At 70.6% G+C, this 18010-nt stretch carries 19 protein-coding genes; 10 read left to right on the top strand and 9 right to left on the bottom strand.

The features are described 5' to 3' along the window. The first annotated feature begins 62 nt into the window (after positions 1-62). The 3 genes from IE160_RS11190 to lnt are packed head-to-tail and all read left to right on the top strand — an operon-like array spanning position 63 to position 3021. A complete protein-coding gene (locus IE160_RS11190) occupies positions 63-1061 on the top strand; it encodes a cytochrome c oxidase assembly protein (RefSeq protein ID WP_224744477.1) in 999 nt (332 codons plus the stop codon). Continuing rightward, positions 1058-1441, top strand: a complete 384-nt coding sequence (locus tag IE160_RS11185; RefSeq protein WP_179872635.1) for a DUF6804 family protein — start codon at positions 1058-1060, stop codon at positions 1439-1441. Before IE160_RS11190 ends, IE160_RS11185 begins: the two co-directional genes overlap by 4 nt. Continuing rightward, entirely contained in the window at positions 1438-3021 is a 1584-nt protein-coding gene (gene lnt / locus IE160_RS11180; RefSeq protein WP_349815717.1) for an apolipoprotein N-acyltransferase, read from the top strand. The genes IE160_RS11185 and lnt overlap by 4 nt, the downstream gene beginning before the upstream one ends. Before the next feature lie 21 nt (positions 3022-3042). On the opposite strand, the gene IE160_RS11175 is transcribed toward lnt, so the two are convergent. Continuing rightward, complete coding sequence (locus IE160_RS11175) at positions 3043-3744, bottom strand: DsbA family protein (RefSeq protein WP_191151123.1); 702 nt, start codon at positions 3742-3744, stop codon at positions 3043-3045. A 127-nt stretch (positions 3745-3871) separates the two neighbouring features. Between IE160_RS11175 and ccsB the strand changes: the two genes are divergently transcribed. Continuing rightward, complete coding sequence (gene ccsB, locus IE160_RS11170) at positions 3872-4831, top strand: c-type cytochrome biogenesis protein CcsB (RefSeq protein ID WP_407941897.1); 960 nt, start codon at positions 3872-3874, stop codon at positions 4829-4831. Positions 4832-4991: 160 nt separating this feature from the next. Here ccsB and IE160_RS11165 read toward each other — a convergent pair whose 3' ends face one another. Both IE160_RS11165 and IE160_RS11160 read right to left on the bottom strand, forming a co-directional pair. Beyond that, complete coding sequence (locus IE160_RS11165; RefSeq protein WP_191151122.1) at positions 4992-5594, bottom strand: hypothetical protein; 603 nt, start codon at positions 5592-5594, stop codon at positions 4992-4994. Positions 5595-5675: 81 nt separating this feature from the next. Beyond that, positions 5676-6674, bottom strand: a complete 999-nt coding sequence (locus tag IE160_RS11160; RefSeq protein ID WP_191151121.1) for an o-succinylbenzoate synthase — start codon at positions 6672-6674, stop codon at positions 5676-5678. Between the two features lie 40 nt (positions 6675-6714). Here IE160_RS11160 and IE160_RS11155 point away from each other — a divergent pair, with 40 nt between their 5' ends. From IE160_RS11155 to IE160_RS11145, 3 genes are all read left to right on the top strand, one after another. Further along, a complete protein-coding gene (locus IE160_RS11155; RefSeq protein WP_191151120.1) occupies positions 6715-7629 on the top strand; it encodes a 1,4-dihydroxy-2-naphthoyl-CoA synthase in 915 nt (304 codons plus the stop codon). 149 nt (positions 7630-7778) lie between these two features. Beyond that, the gene (locus tag IE160_RS11150; RefSeq protein WP_191151119.1) at positions 7779-8909 is read left to right on the top strand and encodes an AMP-binding protein; all 1131 of its coding nucleotides are present in this window, start codon (positions 7779-7781) and stop codon (positions 8907-8909) included. 55 nt (positions 8910-8964) lie between these two features. Continuing rightward, positions 8965-9960 (top strand): 1,4-dihydroxy-2-naphthoate polyprenyltransferase, encoded by a 996-nt coding sequence (locus IE160_RS11145; protein WP_349815716.1) that lies wholly within the window; start codon positions 8965-8967, stop codon positions 9958-9960. A 52-nt stretch (positions 9961-10012) separates the two neighbouring features. On the opposite strand, the gene IE160_RS11140 is transcribed toward IE160_RS11145, so the two are convergent. The 5 genes from IE160_RS11140 to IE160_RS11120 form a co-directional block, all read right to left on the bottom strand. Then, on the bottom strand, positions 10013-11167 hold the full coding sequence (locus IE160_RS11140; protein ID WP_191151117.1) for a sensor histidine kinase: 1155 nt from the start codon (positions 11165-11167) through the stop codon (positions 10013-10015). Beyond that, positions 11164-12030: a response regulator transcription factor gene (locus IE160_RS11135; RefSeq protein ID WP_179872628.1), complete on the bottom strand. Its 867-nt coding sequence runs from the start codon at positions 12028-12030 to the stop codon at positions 11164-11166. Before IE160_RS11135 ends, IE160_RS11140 begins: the two co-directional genes overlap by 4 nt. 23 nt (positions 12031-12053) lie before the next feature. Then, on the bottom strand, positions 12054-12797 hold the full coding sequence (locus IE160_RS11130; protein WP_191151116.1) for a cytochrome c biogenesis CcdA family protein: 744 nt from the start codon (positions 12795-12797) through the stop codon (positions 12054-12056). A gap of 9 nt (positions 12798-12806) precedes the next feature. Next, on the bottom strand, positions 12807-13319 hold the full coding sequence (locus tag IE160_RS11125; protein ID WP_191151115.1) for a thioredoxin family protein: 513 nt from the start codon (positions 13317-13319) through the stop codon (positions 12807-12809). 104 nt (positions 13320-13423) lie between these two features. Then, positions 13424-13675, bottom strand: coding sequence for a DUF4229 domain-containing protein (locus IE160_RS11120; protein ID WP_179872625.1), 252 nt, complete (start codon positions 13673-13675; stop codon positions 13424-13426). 87 nt (positions 13676-13762) lie between these two features. On the opposite strand from IE160_RS11120, the gene IE160_RS11115 reads away from it, so the two are divergent. From IE160_RS11115 to IE160_RS11105, 3 genes are read left to right on the top strand one after another with little or no spacing between them, the layout of a single operon-like run. Further along, on the top strand, positions 13763-14119 hold the full coding sequence (locus tag IE160_RS11115; RefSeq protein WP_179872624.1) for a PLDc N-terminal domain-containing protein: 357 nt from the start codon (positions 13763-13765) through the stop codon (positions 14117-14119). Next, positions 14091-15791, top strand: a complete 1701-nt coding sequence (gene menD / locus IE160_RS11110; RefSeq protein WP_179872623.1) for a 2-succinyl-5-enolpyruvyl-6-hydroxy-3-cyclohexene-1-carboxylic-acid synthase — start codon at positions 14091-14093, stop codon at positions 15789-15791. The genes IE160_RS11115 and menD overlap by 29 nt, the downstream gene beginning before the upstream one ends. A gap of 31 nt (positions 15792-15822) precedes the next feature. Next, a complete protein-coding gene (locus IE160_RS11105; RefSeq protein WP_179872622.1) occupies positions 15823-16647 on the top strand; it encodes a PPK2 family polyphosphate kinase in 825 nt (274 codons plus the stop codon). Between the two features lie 3 nt (positions 16648-16650). Here IE160_RS11105 and IE160_RS11100 read toward each other — a convergent pair whose 3' ends face one another. Beyond that, on the bottom strand, positions 16651-17916 hold the full coding sequence (locus IE160_RS11100; RefSeq protein WP_224744475.1) for an isochorismate synthase: 1266 nt from the start codon (positions 17914-17916) through the stop codon (positions 16651-16653). Positions 17917-18010: the final 94 nt, after the last annotated feature.

Here is an 18010-nt window from a genome sequence, read left to right as displayed (position 1 = left end):
ACTGGAAACCCGAGGAAAACAAGCCGCGACGCTAGCCGCCGAACGCACGAGGAACATCAGACGTGACTGAAAACTGGGTGAACTTGCCCGATGCTCCGCCGAGCCTCGAGCAATTTCTGGCGTTCGATCCGCAGCCGCTACCGATTCTGCCGCTCGTCGGGCTGTCGCTCGCCGCACTCTACGTCGTCGGTGCTGCACGACTGTGGGCGACGGGGCGCCACTGGTCGGTGGGCAGGACTGTCGTCTTCTTGCTGGGGTGCCTGTCGATCGTCCTCGTCACCGGATTGGGAGTCGAAGGCTACGGCTATGTGATGTTCTCCGTGTTCATGTTCCAGCAGCTGACCCTCATGATGCTGATCCCGCCCCTGCTGGTGCTCGGCTCCCCGGGGACGCTCTTGCTTCGGGCGACGCCGCATCGTGGCTGGGGGCGCGGCGTCCTGCGCCTCGCATTGAGCGGTCTCCGAAGCCGACTCGGCAGATGGCTCCTGCACCCCGTCGTGACTGTGCCCCTCTTCCTCTTCTCCTTCTATGGGCTTTACCTCGCGGATTTCGCCGACCCGATTCTCTCGACTCCCGGGGGGCACGTCAGTCTCGAGCTCGGCTTCCTCGCCGCAGGCGTACTGTTTACGATTCCAATCCTGAGCAGCGACCCACTTCCCATTCGAATGTCCTACCCGGCCAGAGCTCTCGATCTAGCGGCCGAGGTGGCCCTGCATGCGTTCTTCGGAGTGTTCATCATGATGAGCCCATCGCTCATCGTTGACTACTTCTCCACCCCGCCACCCGCACTCGGCATCGATCCCTTGGCGGACCAGGGCGTCGCGGGTGGCCTGGCGTGGTCATACGGCGAGGCGCCCACCGTTCTCATCCTGCTCTACATCCTGCACCGTTGGCATCGCTATGACACCTCGCGAGCCGCCGCCGCCGACCTCAAGGCAGACCGGTACGGTGCGCCTGAACTCGAGGCCTACAACGCGTACCTCGATCGATTGCGACAGCGCGACGACCAGGCCCCGACGGCGAGGCAACGATCATCGAACAATGAGGAGAGCCCCACATGACCAGGCCGCGCACGCGAACCGATCATCCCGGTCCACGGGAGTTCCGGCGTCCGGCTCTCGCTCCTGGGGTTCTCGCCGCCGCCGTCGCGCTGGCAGGCCTGCCGCTCGTCGGCACCGAGACGTTCATGCCCATTCGGTACGTGCTGGCGGTCTTGGCGCTCATCATCGCGTGGTTCGCCGTCGAGGTTCGACACTGGTGGTGGTTGCCGATCCCGCTGGTCATCGCCGTGCTGTGGAACCCCGTCTTCCCATTCGCTTTCGACGGTCTCTGGGGGTTCGCCGCTCAGTATCTCGCGGCCCTCGGCTTTCTCATCGTCGCTGTTCTGCTCAAAGTCACCCCTCGGGCGGCGTCAGGGGAGGGTACCCGCGGCGCACCATGATGGGTGTCCATGACCGCGGCGAAGCGATTCCCTTGTGGCTCGCTCTTCCGCTTGCTGCAGGAGCTGGGCTCCTTCTGGATGCGGGCTTCCCGGATCGTGGTGTGTGGCCCCTACCATTCTTCGGGGTCGGGCTGCTGCTTGTTGCCCTCACCGGACGGAGCGCGGCTAGCGCGCTGCTCGTGGGCTTCGTGGCGGGCGCGTCCTTCTACCTCGCGTTGATTCAATGGGCATCGCTCTTCCTCGGCCCATTACCGATGGGGGCTCTCGTCGCCCTGCAGGCGGCACTGTTCGCGCTCGGGTGTCTACTGATCTCTCTCGCGTATAGATGGCTTCCGGCGTCTGGTGCGAACCGTCATGCGCGGTACCTGGTGCCTCCCACAATCGCCGGTTTGTGGGTTCTTCGCGAAATGGTCGCCAGCACGTGGCCGTATGGCGGTTTTTCTTGGGGACGGCTAGCCATGTCGCAGTCGGAGAGCCCGTTCAGCGATTTGCTCTCGTGGGTCGGGCTGTCGGGAGTGAGCTTCCTCATGGTGGCGCTCGTGGCGCTCGTCGTCGAGATGTTGAGCCCGTTCTCGCCTGCCCGCTGGGGTGACGCCGTGGTACCAGCGCTCCTGACTGCGGTGCTCGTCGCCATACCGACATGGCCGATGTCGTCCACCGGCAGCATGCGCGTCGCGGCGATTCAGGGGAACGGACCGGCGGGATACTTTGACGACCGCAACGACGGCGCGCTCTTGGCCGCGCAGTACGAGGCGACGCTTCCCGTGCTGGATCGCGATCTGGACGTGATCGTCTGGCCGGAAGGCTCGACGGACCGCAGCCCGCTTGACGATGCGCGAACCGCCGCCGTTTTCGACCGGGTATCGCGGCAAGCGGGCGCACCGCTGATCGGTTGGGCCGTCACCGAGCGCGGGGGACTCACCTACAACACGCAGATTCTGTGGCAGCAAGGCTCGGGAGCAGTCGACTTCTACGACAAGCGCCACCCCGTTCCATTCGGTGAGTACGTGCCGGATCGTGAATTCTGGCGACCGTTGGCCCCCGATCTTATCGACCTGGTAGCGCGGGACTACACGCCGGGGTCGGCCGATGCCATCTTCACTGTCGATGGAGTGCCCACGGGCATCAATATCTGTTTCGACATCGCCGACGACACCGTGCTCCGAGACTCGGTGCTGGAGGGTGCGCAGGTCATCTTCTCGGCCTCCAACAATGCCGACTTCGGTCGCACCGACCAGAGTGCGCAACAGTTGGCCATTGCTCGGGCTCGCGCTATCGAGCTGGGTCGCACGGTGGTCAATGTTTCGACCGTCGGCCTCACGGCCATCATTGGCCCTGACGGGCGCACACTGGCTCAACTTCCCTGGCACGAACCAGGGAGCATCGTCGCGGAGGTCGAGCTCTTCGAGGGCCTGACGCCTGCTGCTGCCGCCGGCGGATGGTTCGAGCTCGCCGCGGCCGGTCTCGGCGTCGGCGTCCTCCTCCTGGCATGGTCGAGGAACGGTGTTGTGCAGCGACGAGCCCGGACCGATGGCGATGCGCGAAGCGGCGTGAGCGATGTGTCAGGCGCGTCGCGATGACGCTTTTCGACCCGTTGCGCTCTACTGGAGCGCGGATTCGACAGCAGCACGCAGGTCGTCAAAAGAGTTGAGCTGAACGAGTTCGCCGTCGAGGAAAAAGCTTGGGGTGCCTGTTGCCCCGAGCGCGAAGGCGTCTGCCTGGTCGAGTGCAATTCGCTCTCGCGTCGCGGGGTCGTCGGCGACGCGGTCGTACTCGTCCATGTCAAGGCCGAGCTGTTCGGCCAGGTCACGGAACGTGTCGGACTGATCGCCGCGAGCCGAACTCCACTCCTGATGCGTCGCAAACAACTCCTTGTACATTGCCGCGAATTCCCCTTGTGCGGCAGCGGCCTCGGCGGCAACCGCAGCTTCCACAGCGTGCGGGTGAATACTCGTGAGCGGTAGATTGCGCACGACGACGGCGAGGCGGTCGCCGTACTCGTCGGCCACCTGCTGAACGATGGGGCTCGCCGTAGCGCAGGCGGGGCATTGGAAGTCGACGAACTCGACGAGCACAGCATCCGCGTCCTGCGGCGCCACGTCCGAGAGCAGGTGCGGGTTCTCCCGCAACAGTTCGCCTGCGTCGCTCGGCGCAACTGTCGGCAATGCTTGCGGCTCCGCCCGGTTGAGACTCGAAACGACGATCGCGACGATGATCGCGATGAAGGCGAGCGCCACGCCGACCGCGATGAGTTGTGCGGCGCGCGGCGACACGGGCGACTTCTTGCGGCGGGCGGACTTCACGGGCCGAGTTTTTCGGGGCATGCCCTCAGCATAGAGAGGGCAGCTAGGAGATGTATGGGCCGGAGGCCCCTGATCGAGGAGCAGCGGCGAGGCGGCGCCTCACAGCTGCACATCGTACGATGAGGTTGTGATGGACAATCTCGTTGCCTACTCCCTCGTCGCCGTGTATTCGGCCATGGGCGTCTACACGGTCGCCTTCATCCTCTTCACGCTCGATCTGGCCAAGAGGTCTGCCCAGCGCGCCGAGCCGGTAGCCGCGCGGGCGCAGCAGGCGGCTGTGAACTCCTCGAGCATGACCAGCGTCCTCGAACGTCCGGTTGCTCCGCTCCAGTCGGGCGGAGCAACCAGGTACGAGCGAGCGGGCCTCGCCCTCTCGATCCTCGGGTTCGTGCTGCACGCTGCCGCCGTCCTCACGCGCGGCTTCGCTGCGGAGCGCGTGCCGTGGACGAACATGTTCGAGTTTGGTCTCACCGCCACCGTCGTCATGATGGGTACTTTCGTCGCCGTGCAACTGTGGAAAGACCTCCGCTATCTTGGCGCCTACATCACGGGGTTCGTCGTGCTCTCGCTGGGGATCGTCACCGTCAACTTTTACGTGGATGTTGTCCCCACTCCGCCCGCACTGCAGTCGGCGTGGCTCGTCATCCATGTTCTCGTCGCTGCCCTGGCTACCGCATTCTTCGCGATCGGTGCCGGGCTCTCCATCATGCAGCTGATGCAGGCGCGGCGTGAGGCCCGCGAGAGTGCGGGCCTGCGTTTCCTCGACACGTTGCCCGGCGCATCCGTTCTCGAATCGCTCGCCTACCGGGTGACGGTCGTCGGCTTCGTGTTCTGGACATTCACGCTCATCGCCGGCGCCATCTGGGCCGAGCGCGCCTGGGGTCGGTACTGGGGCTGGGACACCAAGGAGGTCTGGACCTTCATCATCTGGACGCTCTTCGCCGGCTACATCCATGCGCGCGCGACGCGGGGCTGGCGGGGCAACCGCTCGGCGTGGCTCGCGATCGTCGGCTTCGGCGCCGTGCTCTTCAACTACTCGATCGTCAACCTGTACTTCAACGGGCTGCACTCGTACTCGGGGCTGTAGGCGCGCTATCTAGGGGCGCGCGGTCGGGTGGTCCGCCGCGCCGGCTCCACCCCGGTAAAAGTAGTGTCGGCGCGGCGGAGTCTGTGCCCCGCGGTAGTCCGGGCCCGTGCGGCCTGTAGTCGCCCCTCAGACTCGCGGGGTCGGGCTCAGCTCGCGGGCGTCAGCTCGCCGGTGTGAGCGCGACGGGCGTGCGGCCCGAGCCGGTCTCGAACTGCAGCACGGGCGTGCCGCTCGAGCAGTCGAACCGCGCATCGTTGATCGGGTCGGAGAGCAGCAGGCCGCCCGCCAGGTCAGAGCCGTCGATGGTCTGGCCCATCACCGTCACGATGACGGAGAGGTCGTTGTCGACGAGCGTCGTCGTGATGACGCCGTCCTCCGCCGTGTAGGTGCCGCCGAGGCCGCCCGTCGCGACGCCTTCACCCTCGCCGGCGCCGTCGATCGTGAGATCGAGCACGAAGTCGGAGGTGTAGCGGTACTCGTCTGCCGTGAACGAGAGCCCGACGCTCCCGTCGATGGCGAAGGAGACGCCGTCGAGGTCGGCGGCGAGCGCGTCGTAGAACGACTGCATCTGGTCTTCGGCGATACGCCAGTCGCCCACGAGGCACGCGGGATCTGTCGGGTCCATCGACTCCTCCTCCGGGGTGGCCGGCTCCTCGACCGCGGCGTCGTCCGCAGGGTCTGGCCCGGCATCGCCGGAGGGGGCGCCGCAACCCGCGACCGCGATCACTCCGGCGACGGCGACGGCGACTGCTGCTCGACGCATGGCGAACCTCCAGGGGTGTGAACCGATGTCGTGACACGAGAGTAGCGAGTGTTCCGCGTTCTCGGGGCCGGAATACTCGCCCTACCGCGGCGCGGTAGCGAGCACGGCGTGGCACCGCGTGAGGCGCTCGCGCCACCAGGCGGTGCGGTCGGCGGGCGCGGCAAGGCGAGTCAGAGCATCCTCGTCGAGGGATGCCCGGCCCACGCCGATCGCGCCGTCCACGGGCACGATGCGGGGGTCGGCGACGTCGTCGGCGAGCAGCGCCCCGGTGCCGAGGCCGCAGTCGAAGTCGAGACTCGGCAGTCGCGCAGCCAGGGCCGCACCCATCGCGAGGCCGACGCTCGTGTCGAGCGCGCTCGAGACGACGGCGGGCAGCCCGGCCTCCGCGACGATGCGCAGCGCGCGGTCGACGCCGCCGAGCGGGGCCGCCTTGATCACGAGCAGGTCTGCGGCGTCGGCTCGCGCCACGGCGAGCGGGTCGGCGGCCTTGCGCACGCTCTCGTCGGCGGCCACGAGAACGTCGATGCGGTGGATGCGCCGCCGCAGCTCGGCCAACTCGGGCACGCTCGCGCACGGCTGCTCGACGTACTCGAGGTCGAACTGCTCGAGCTCGCGCACGGCGTGCTCGGCCTCGTCGAGGTTCCACGCGCCGTTCGCGTCGAGGCGGATGTGCCCGGCCGCGCCGATGAGCCGCCGCGTCTCGCGCACGCGGGCGACGTCGTCGGCGAGGCTCTCGCCCGGTTCGGCGACCTTGATCTTCACGGTGCGGCAGTCGCCGAAGCTGCTCAGGACGCCCGCGATCTGATCGAGCGGCACGGCGGGCAGCGTCGCATTGATCGGGATGCTCTGCCGCAGCGCCGGCACGATCGACTCTCGCCAGCCGAAGTCGAGGGCCGCGGCGAGCCACGTGCTGGCTTCGGCATCCGTGTACTCGAGGAAGGGGCTGAACTCGCTCCAGCCGGCCGGGCCGTTGAGCAGCACGGCCTCACGGTGCTGCACGCCGCGGAACCGCGTCGTGAGCGGCACGCTCACCACGTGGGCGCGGCCCAGCACTTCGTCGAGCTCGGGCAGAGCATCCATCGCCCCAGTCTGGCACCGTGCGCGCGGGTATGCTCGCGGCATGGCCGAGCCGCACGTCTCTGAACTGTTCGACGCCGCACGATGGGTGGTCGCGCCGGGGTTCGACGACCTCACCGACGTTACCTACCACCACGACACGTCGGGGCGCGTAGCGCGCGTCGCCCTCGACCGGCCGGAGGTGCGCAACGCGTTCCGCCCGCACACGGTCGACGAGCTGTACCGGGCCCTCGACGACGCGCGGCAGAACCCTCGTGTCGGCGTCGTGCTGCTGACCGGCAACGGGCCGAGCGCGAAAGACGGTGGCTGGGCGTTCTGCTCAGGCGGCGACCAGCGCATTCGCGGGCGAGGCGGGTATCAGTATGCCGAGGGCGAGACTGCCGACACGGTCGACGGCGCGCGGGCGTCGAGGCTGCACATCTTGGAGGTGCAGCGCCTCATCCGCTTCATGCCGAAGGTCGTCATCGCCGTCGTGCCCGGGTGGGCCGCGGGTGGCGGGCACTCCCTGCACGTCGTGTGCGACCTGACCCTCGCGAGTGCCGAGCACGCGCGCTTCAAGCAGACCGACGCCGACGTCGGCTCGTTCGACGCCGGCTACGGCAGCGCGTACCTCGCGAAGCAGGTCGGCCAGAAGGTCGCGCGCGAGATCTTCTTCCTCGCGCGCGAGTACGATGCGCAGCGCGCCTACGAGATGGGAACGGTCAACGCCGTCGTGCCGCACGCCTCCCTCGAGGCGGAGGCGCTCGACTGGGCCGAGACGATCCTCACGAAGAGCCCGACAGCGATCCGCATGCTCAAGTACGCCATGAACCTCACCGACGACGGAATGGTCGGCCAGCAGCTCTTCGCGGGCGAGGCCACGCGGCTCGCCTACGGCACCGACGAGGCCGTCGAGGGCCGCGACGCCTTCCTCGAGAAGCGCGCTCCCGACTGGAGCCCCTACCCCTGGCAGTACTAGCCGCTCCGCTCTCCTGTGCCAGATCTGGCGCAGATGGGCGCTTGGCCACGTGGCGAGCGCCCTTTCGCGCCAGATCTGGCACACGTCGCGCGCGTGGCACACGCGGCGCACGGGCCGCGAGCGCCGCGTGCGCGGGGTAGCGTGGGCGCGTGACTCGTCCGCTCGCCGTCGTCGATACGGCTGACCCGCTGCAGTGCCGGGCCGCCCTGCGCGAGGCGCTGAGCGGCGACGGGCCTGCGGTGCTGTTCCGCGGCGGGGGCGTGAACCCCGTGCACACGGCTCCGCTCGAGGTCGAGCAGCGCATCGCCGTCGTCGTGGAGACGAGCGGCACGACGGGCCGGCCGAAGCGCGTCGCGCTGAGTGCCGACGCCGTGCTCGCGAGTGCGGCGGCAAGCCAGAGCGCACTCGGTGGCCCCGGCCAGTGGCTGCTCGCCCTGCCCGTGCAGTACATCGCGGGCATCAACGTGCTCGCTCGTTCCCTCGCTGCCGACATCGAGCCTGTGCCGGTGCCGCCGGGGCGCATGAGCGGCGCGCGCGTGCTGGCCGCAATCGAGCAGATGTCGCAGCCGACGCGCTTCACCGCGCTCGTGCCGGCCCAGCTCGCGAGGCTCGTCGACGACGCCGAGATGGATGCGCCCCTCCGCGAGGCGCTCGCCGGTTTCTCGCGCATCCTCGTCGGAGGCCAGGCGACGCCCGCGCCGCTCGTCGAGCGGGCGACGGCGCTCGGCTGGCGCATCACGCGCACCTATGGCTCGAGCGAGACGAGCGGCGGCTGCGTGTACGACGGCCGGCCCATCGGCCAGACCCACATGCGCGTCGTCGACGGCCGCGTCGAGCTCGGGGGCCCCACGATCGCCGAGTACTACCTGGGCGACCCGGCGCGCACGGAGAGCTGCTTCATCGAGGACGACGGGGAGCGCTGGTACCGCACCGACGACGCCGGTGAGCTGGCCGACGACGGCACCTTGCGGGTGCTGGGCCGCCTCGACGACACGATCGTGTCGGGCGGTCTGAAGGTGCGCCTGAGCGAGGTGGAGCGCGTCGTGCGCGAGCAGTCGGGTCTCGCCGACGCGGTCGTCGTGCCCGGCCACGACCCGGAGTGGGGCGAGGTGCCGGTCGTCGTCACGACGCAGTCGGCCGATCTCGCGGCGGTGCGGCGCGCGGTCGGTGCCGCCCTGGGCCCCGAGGCGCGCCCCGACCGCATCCGGGTGCTGGATGCTCTGCCGACGCTCCCGAGCGCCAAGCCCGACCGGCTCACGATCGCGCGCCTCGTCGACTGAGCCGCGACCGCGGCGAGGCGCCGCTCGGCGCGCGCCCGCGGCTACACTCGCATCCGTGGCCTCCCCGACGAAGAAGACGAAGAAGAAGTCCGCGAAGCGCGCCCCCTCGAAGCGCACGAGCCCCGCGCGCACGAATCCTGCGAAGGCGAGTGCGGCGTCCGGCAACCCGGCGAAGGTGCGTCCCGCGACGGCGCGCGACTGGATCGCCGGCGCCCGGCTGCGCACCCTGAGCCTCGCCGTCGCGCCCGTCGCCCTCGGCACGGCCGTCGCCTACAACACTCTCGGCTACAACCTCGCGATCGCGCTGCTGTGCCTCGCCGTCGCGGTCTTCCTGCAGGTCGGGGTGAACTTCGCCAACGACTACTCAGACGGTGTGCGCGGCACCGACCGCTACCGGGTCGGCCCGAGCCGGCTGACCGGATCGGGGGCTGCGAAGCCCCGCACGGTGCTCACCGTCGCGCTCGTATTCTTCAGCCTCGGTGCGGCAGCGGGCCTCGCCATCGTCGTCCTGACCGGCATCTGGTGGCTGCTCGCGGTCGGGGCGGTCGCACTCGTCGCCGCCTGGTTCTACACGGGCGGCAAGCGTCCGTACGGCTACGCGGGGCTCGGCGAGCTCGTCGCCTTCGTGTTCTTCGGCATCGTTGCCACGGCCGGCACGACGTACGTTCAGATCGAGACGGTGCCGTTCGAGACGTGGCTCGCCGGCACCATCGCGGGGCTCTTCGCCGCGGCGATCCTGCTCGTCAACAACATCCGCGATCGCGAGCAGGATGCCCTGGTCGCCAAGCGCACGCTCGCCGTGCGGCTGGGCGACCTGCCGGCCCGCATCCTCTTCTCGGTGCTGCTCGCGAGCGCCTACGGCGTGCTCGTGCCGTTCGCGCTGCTCTTCGAGTGGGCTCCGGCCGTGTACGGCACGCTCCTCATCAGTGCCCCCGTCATCCTCATCGTGCTGCTCGCGCGCACGGCTGGGGAGCTCGTGCTCGCGCTCAAGCTCACCTCGCTCGCCGCGCTGCTCACGGGGCTCGGGCTGGCCGCGGCGATCGCCTTCTGAGGTCGGCGCGGTTCAGGCGGTTCAGCGCTGAGCGCGCTGGGCCGCGCGTGGCTCAGGGGTGCGGCAGCAGCAGCGTGAACTCGGCGCCGGCGGTGCCGTCAGCGCCGCCCGTGGCATCTCGTTCTGCAGGCGCGGCGCTCGCACTGCCGCCGTGCGCTTCGAGGATCGCGCGGGTGATGGCGAGGCCGAGTCCGGCTCCGCCGGCGAGGCCCAGGCGGGGGGAGGTGCGCGCCGCGTCGGCGCGCCATCCGGCGTCGAAGACGTGGGGGAGGTCGTCCTCGGCGATACCGGGGCCCCGGTCGCGCACGCGCATGCGCCCGGCTCCCTCGTGCTCGTCGACGGCGACCGTCACGACGCCGCCGACCGGGGAGTGCTCGATCGCGTTGACGACCACGTTGATGAGAGCGCGACTGAGGGCCTGCGCGTCCACGACGGCCGTGACCGCGTCGGTCGCCGCGAGCTCGAGTGTCACGTCGTGCTGAGCCGCGAGGGGAGCGAAGTCGGCGACGACGTCGGAGGCGAGGTCGGTGAGAGACACCGTCTCCGGAGAGAGCGCGAGCGTTCCAGCGTCGATGCGCGAGAGCTCGAAGAGATCGCCGATGAGGGCGTGCAGGCGCGTCACGTGCGACCCGAGCTGGTGAGCGTGCCGCTCCGGCTCGGTCGAGAGGCCGTCCTCAAGGGTCTCGGCGATCGCGCGGATGCTCGCGAGAGGCGCGAGCAGGTCGTGCGCGATGCGGGCGACGAGGTCGCGCCGGGCCGCCTCCGCCCGCTCGGACGCGGTACGCGCCGCCGCGAGCCGATCGCTCGACTCCGCGAGCTCACCCTGCACGGCGTCGAGCTCCGCCGTCACACGGCGTGCCGGCTCGACGGTGTCGCCCGCCCCGAGCCGGCGGGCATCGCGGCCGAGGCCCCGGGCATCCCGCGAGAGCGCCAGGGTGAGGAGGAGCGCCATCGCGAGGGAGACGACGCCGCTCGCCGCCGTCACCGAGAGGGCGACCATCGTGTCGGAGTCGTTGATGTACATGCCGCCCGCGGTAAGGGCGATGCCGCCGGCGACGGCGCCGACGGCGGCAGCGACGATGACGATGACGTGCACGACGAGGGGCGCCCGGCGCGCGAGCCGCAACACGACGGCCGCGAGAAGCCCCGCGACGAGGGCGCTGCCCGCCGCGAAGCCCACAACCTGCACGTAGTCGGCGATCGTCATGGCGACTCAGCCCCCTCGGCGTCGGTCGGGGCAGGGTCGTGGCCCGCGGACTCGAGGTTGGCAGGATCGAGGTCGGCAGGATCGGGGCCAGCCGGATCGAGGCCAGCCGGGTCGAGCAGGTAGCCGACCCCCCACACGGTCGTGATGATGCGCGGGTGCGAAGGGTCCTGCTCGACCTTCTCGCGCAATCGCCGCACGTGCACAGTGATCGTTGACACGTCGCCGATCGTCCAGCCCCAGACCTCTTCGAGCAGCTCGTCGCGACGCAGTGTGCGGCCGGGGCGGCGCACGAGGTGCGCGAGCAGGTCGTGCTCGCGGGCGGTGAGGGCCAGCGGAGCGCCGTCGAGACTGATCGTGCGAGCAGCGGCGTCGAGGTGCAGGCGCCCCAGGGTCACGTCGCCGTCCACCTCCCGGTTCGCGGTCGAGCGGCGCAGGAGCGCCTCGGCGCGCAGCACCAGTTCGCGCGGCGAGAACGGCTTCGCGAGATAGTCGTCGACCCCGGCCTCGAGGCCCTCGATGCGGTGCTCGGCCTCGCCGAGAGCCGTGAGCATGATGATCGGCACGGTCGAGCGCTCCCGCAGTCGTCGCGCCACTTCGAGCCCGTCAACCCCCGGGATCATGCGGTCGAGCACGACGAGGTCGGGTTCCGACTCCTCCGCAGAGCGCAACGCGCGCACCGAATCGGGCGCCGTCGCCACCGTCGCGCCCGCCGCGCTCAAGTAGGTCGCGGCGATCTCGAGCAACGTCGGGTCGTCGTCGACCACGAGCACGCGTCGACCATCGAGCGGGCGGCTGAGCGCCGATGAGGCGGGGTCGCGACCCGACGACGCGACCCCGCCTGCGGAGCCCCCCGGCTCCGCCATCCCCCCTGCCTCAGGCGCCACGGTCACTCACCCCGCAGCACCCCTTCGAACTCGGCGATGGGGTTGTACCAGCCGAGGTCGAGGATGAGGGTCTGCAGAGCCTTGTCGGCCCCGACGATGACGACGACACCCACGATGATGAACAGCACCCCCATCGTGCGGCGGAACCAGCCGCGTGGGTCCGCGAGCCACCCCAGCCGGCGTGCGGCCCCCCGGCCGGCGAGCGAGATAAGCAGCAGCGGAATCGCGAGCCCGACCGCGTACAGGCTGACGTAGAGCACCCCCTCGGCGAACGAGACGGGCAGCACGGTCGCGACGATGAGCGCGTAGGTGGGGCTGCAGCTCGAGAACACGGGGCCGAGTGCGGCGCCCGTGAGGATGTCGCCGCCGACGCTCTGCCGCTGCACCGAGCCGTCGAGTGCGCGGTTGCTGCGATCACCGAGACCGAGGCGCGTCGACAGTCGCTCCCACAGGCTCGGCGCGAGCAGGTTGATGCCGAGCAGGATGACGATGATGCCCGAGATGATCTGCCACACCTGGGTGGGAATGCCGAGCAGCGCCGTCGTCGCCTTGAGCAGCAGGGTGAAGGCGATGACGCTCACCGCGAGCGAGCCCGCGATGACGTAGGGGCGCACTCGTGCACGGGTCGAGCCCGCGTCGTCGGTGACGATCGAGCCGCCGATGATGATCGGCAGCAGCGGCAGCACGCACGGCGCCGCGACGGTGAGGACGCCAGCGGCGAGGCTGACGAGAGCGAGCCCTTCCACGCCGCGAGCCTAGGGCGCCGCCGCCACGAGGGCGTCGAGCGTCGTGTCGGAGTAGAGCACCTCGGAGGCGAGAGCGGCACCGTCGTCGTCGACGAACACGATCGTCGTCTGGATCGTCACGCCGTACTGCTGGCGCAGGCTCGTCGCGGTGTCGAAGTCGACCTTGATGATGGTCAGGTCGTCAGGAATCTCCCCAGAGAGGATGCTCTCCTCGAGCGCACGGCACTGCGGGCACCACGGCGCGTGGAAGAACAGCGCCTTCGTGCCAGCGGTCTCCGCGATGATGTCGTCGCGGTACTCGACGTACGCGCCCGCCTGCGCGGCGTCCCCGCTCGAGCCGGCCCCAGCATCCGTCGCGTCGTCGTCCATCTCGTCGTCCATCGACTCGCTCGAGCCGGGCGCGGTCGAGACTTCGGCCGAGGGCTCGACCGCGGGGTCGCCCACCGGGGTGCAACCGGCGACCACGAGGGCCAGGACGGTCGCGAGGGTAGCCAGTCGCAGCAGGGGCACGGGAGAGGTCATGAGGAGAATCTAGGCGGCGCCCGGCCGCGCCGACAGCGTGCGAGCTTACGAAACCCTTACCGCGTGAGGCGCTGACCCTGCCGCACCCGTACCGCGCGCCGCGGTCAGCGATTCCCGAGCGCCGCGTCCTCGGCGTCGGCGTCGGGGTCCTCCGGCGTCTCGCGCGTGCGACGGGCGGCGAGGTCGGCGGCGACCGCGTGGCGCAGGCCGGGGAAGAAGATGTACGAGACCGTGAACGCGATGATCGTGGCGAGGATCGCCGCCCACCACCACTCGAGTTGTGCGAGCAGAAGGAGCGCCAGGACGCCGCCGAACAGTCCGAACCGCAGGAGGCTGTAGGCGATCCAGGGGCTCATGCTCCCAGTCTACGAGCGCGACCAGGGTGCAGGCTGCGCACGGGCCGCTCTCGGGCGCCGCCCAGTGCGGATGATTACAGTAGGGGCATGCCCAGAGTCATCGTCGTGCTCGTGGTGGTCGCCGTCGCCTTCACGGTCTACACGCTCGTTGACGTCCTGCTCACCGACCGTGGGCGCGTCCGAGCGATGCCGAAGGCGGCGTGGGCCGTGCTCGTGGTCGTCCTCCCCGTGCTCGGCGGCATCCTGTGGCTCATCGTCGGCAAGGCGCGGCGTGGCCCCGGCCGCACGAGCCGCACGGTCGCTCCCGACGACGACCCGGCGTTCCTCGGTACCCTCGGCCGCGACGAGGTGGCACGCCGTGCCGAGCAGGACGAGCGCCTGCGCCGTCTCGAGCAGGAGCTCGCCGATCTCGACGATGACAACCCTCCCCCCGCTGAGCGCTGACTCGCCGGCCTCGGCGTCCGCGGCGGCCCTGCTCGAGGGCCTCGTGGCGCACGGGGTCGCCGATGTGGTGCTGAGCCCCGGCTCGCGGTCGCAGGCCCTCGCCCTCGCCGCCGCCGCGTTCGCGCGCGCAGGGCACCTGCGCGTCACAGTGCGCATCGACGAGCGCGTCGCCGGATTCACCGCCCTCGGCCTCGCCGTGCAGACCGGCCGGCCGGTCGCGATCGTGTGCACGTCGGGCACCGCGGTCGCCAACCTGCATCCTGCCGTCCTCGAAGCCCACCACTCGGGCGTTCCGCTCATCGTGCTGACCGCCGACCGTCCCGCCGAGCTACGCGGCATCGGCAGCAATCAGACGACCGTCCAGCCGGGTATCTTCGGCGATCTGGTGCGCGCCGACTGGGATGCTCCCGCCCCGACGGGCGCGCCCGGTGAGCGCGAGGATGCTCGCACCCTTGCCGCCCTCGCGGTCAGGGCGAGCGCCGAGGGCCCTGTGCACCTCAACCTCGCGTACCGCGAACCGTTGAGCGGGAGCATCCTCGTGCCCGACCGCATCGATGCCCCAGCCGCTGCGGAGGACGCGCCGCCGACCGAGCCGGGGCTGACGCTCGACCTCGTGCCCGACGACGCGACCGTCGTCATCGCAGGCCACGGCGCCGGACCCGCCGCCGAGCAGCTCGCCGTCGATCTGGGTGCTCCGCTCATCGCGGAAGTATCGAGCGGCGCACGCTTCGGCCGCCACCTCGTCGTCGCCTACCGCGACGTGCTGCGCGGGCCGCACGGCGAGGCCGTCGGCCGGGCGATCGTTCTCGGCCACCCGACCCTCAGTCGCGAGGTGCCCGCCCTGCTGGAACGCGGCGACGTCGAGACGATCGTCGTGCGCACCCCCGGCGTCGAGGCGTACAACCCCGGCCATCGCGCGCGCATCGTGGACGGGGTGCGCGTGCAGGGCGCCCCCGATCGCGCGGTCGTGCGGCGCTGGGTCGGTGGCTGGGTGAGCATGTCGCGCGCCGTGCTCGAGTCGCAGGAGCCCGGCGACCCGGCTCCCGACCTCTCGCTCGCCGTCTCGAGCGACCGAGGCGTGCGCGCCGCCTTCGCCTCCGCCGAGCTGGCGGTGCTGCGCGCACCCGTCGACCGTCGGATGCTCGTGCGCGCCGTGTGGGCGGCCACCTGGCCGCACGATCGACTCGTGCTGGCGGCATCCCGGCTCATCCGCGTCGCCGACGCGATCGTGCCCGGCAAGGCGATTCCGGTGCACGCCAACCGCGGGCTCGCGGGCATCGACGGCACGGTGTCGACGGCGACGGGCATGGCGCTCGGCGCCGCCGACGTCGAGACGACGGCGACGCCCGGCACGACGCGCGTGCTCCTCGGCGACCTCGCCCTCCTCCACGACGCTGGCGCACTGCTCGCCCCCCTGCCCGACGATCTGCGGCTGCACGTCATCGTCGGCAACGACGGCGGCGGCACGATCTTCGACGAGCTCGAAGTGGCCGCGACCGCGCCCGCCGACGACTTCGAGCGGGTCATGCGCACGCCCCACGCCGTCGACCTCGCGGCGCTCGCCGCGGCCGGCGGGTGGGCCTACCGGAAGGTGACGACGCGCGCCGAGCTCGACGACGCCCTCACTGCGCCCGAGCCCCGCCTCCTCGTCGACGTGCCGCTGAGCGACTGACCGCCGAATGACGGGCGGGTAGCCTCGGGCCATGGACGAACTGCTGCGGGCCCCCGCCGACGTGCGACTGCGCGACATCGACACGCGCTCCACTCCCGGCTTCGACGGTGACAAGGCCGACGGTGAGAAGGCGCTCGCCGATGGTGTCGACGAGCTGAGCACCCTGCAGGAGCGGCTCCATGCCGCGAGCACCGCCGGTGAGACGCGCCGCGTGCTGCTCGTCATCCAGGCCATGGACACGGCGGGCAAGGGCGGCATCGTGCGCCACGTCATCGGCTCCGTCGACCCGCAGGGTGTTCAGCTGGCAGCGTTCAAGCGCCCCACTGAGGAGGAGCTCAGCCACCACTTCCTGTGGCGCGTCGAGAAGCAGCTGCCCGCCGTCGGCAAGATCGGCGTCTTCGACCGCTCCCACTACGAGGACGTGCTCATCGGGCGCGTGCGCGAGCTCGCTCCCGCCGACGAGATCGAGCAGCGCTACGACGACATCACTGAGTTCGAGCGCCGCGTCGCCGACAGCGGCACGAGCATCGTCAAGGTCATGCTGCACATCTCGAAGGATGAGCAGCAGGAGCGCCTCGCCGAGCGGCTGGACCGCCCCGACAAGCACTGGAAGTACAACCCGGGCGACATCGATGAGCGGATGCTCTGGGCCGAGTACGAGCGCGCCTACGAGCTCGCCATCCAGCGCACGGATGCCGACCACGCGCCCTGGTTCATCGTGCCCGCCGACCGCAAGTGGTATGCCCGGCTCGCGGTGCAGACCCTGCTGCTGTCCGCTCTGCGCGACCTCGACCCGCAGTGGCCGACGGCCGACTTCGACGTCGAGCTCGAGAAGCAGCGTCTCGCCGACTCGTAAGCCCTACCGCAGACTGTCGGCAATCGGCCGGAACTTCATGCGCGTCTCGGCGAGCTCGGCCTCGGGGTCGGAGTCGGCGACGATGCCGGCACCGGCATGCGCGGTGAGCAGCCCTTCGGCGTCGACGGTGGCGCAGCGCAGTGCGATGACCCACTCGCCGTCGCCGTCCTGGTCGATCCAACCGACGGGTGCCGCGTAGCGACCGCGGTCGAAGGGTTCGAGCGCGGCGATGAGGGCGAGGGCGTCGGCGGTCGGTGATCCCGCGACGGCCGCGGTGGGGTGCAGCGCGGCGACGAGGTCGAGCGCGCTGGACTGCTCGCCGAGCTCGATCGCGACGTCGGTGGCGAGGTGCCAGAGGTTGGGCAGCTTGAGGGTGAAGGGCAGTTCGCTCGCCGTGACGGCGCGCGCATGGGGGCGCAGCGACTGCAGCACGCTCTGCACGGCGAAGGCGTGCTCGTCGAGGTCTTTCGTGCTCGTCGCGAGCGTCGCGGCGGCGGCGGCGTCGTCGGCGGCGTTGGCTCCTCGCGCGGTGCTGCCCGCGAGCACGCGCGCGCTCGCTTCGCGGGCGTGCACGTTGACGAGGGTCTCGGGGCTCGCGCCGAAGAGGCCGTCGACGGCGAAGGTGAGGCAGTCGGGGTAGGCCTGGGCGAGCTCGTCGACGAGCGCGCGACGGTCACTGTCGGCAGGAATGCGGGCGGTCGCATCCCGGGCGATGACGACCTTCTCGAGCTCTCCGCCGCGGATGCGCGTGAGGGCGTCGGAGACGACGCCCATGAAGGCGTCGCGGCTGAGGCTCGAGGCGGCGAGCGTGGCGCGCGGGCGCTCGCCGATCGGCTGCGCCTGGGGAGTGGAGACGGGTTCGAGGCCGTCCTGCTCGACGCTCAGGCGCGTGACCCAGGAGACTCCCTCATGGCGGCCGACGATGAGCTCGGGCACGATGAGCGCGCTCGTGGCGCCCGAGTCGTCGGCGAAGGCGAAGGTGCCGAACGCGACGAGTCCCGTGCCGGGACGGCGCACCGGGTCGTCGACGTGAGCGAGGCCGCTCACTGCGCGCCACTGGGCGGCGGCGTCGGCAATCCTGTCGGGGCCCCGGTAGTCGAGCCGCAGCGCTTCTCCCACGCCGACGATGCCGTCGCCGCGACGCAGAGCGAGCAGAGGGCTGCCCGGTTCCGCGTAGGGCAGGAGCGGCCCGGGGTCGGGCACGATCTCGGTGACGACTCGCAGCACGGTGGCGGCAGGATGCGCCGCGGGCGCAGCGGGGGAGGGCACGGATCGAGCGTACTCTGCGCTTCCTGCGCTGCTGTTGCGCACTCGACGCCTGCCCAGGCGGCTCACGGTCAACCCCGGGCGACCGCTCACTAGA

The sequence above is a fragment of the Chryseoglobus sp. 28M-23 genome (genome assembly GCF_014789785.1).
Taxonomy (GTDB): Bacteria; Actinomycetota; Actinomycetes; order Actinomycetales; family Microbacteriaceae; genus Microcella; species Microcella indica.
This window is presented reverse-complemented; position numbering and strand designations above follow the sequence as displayed.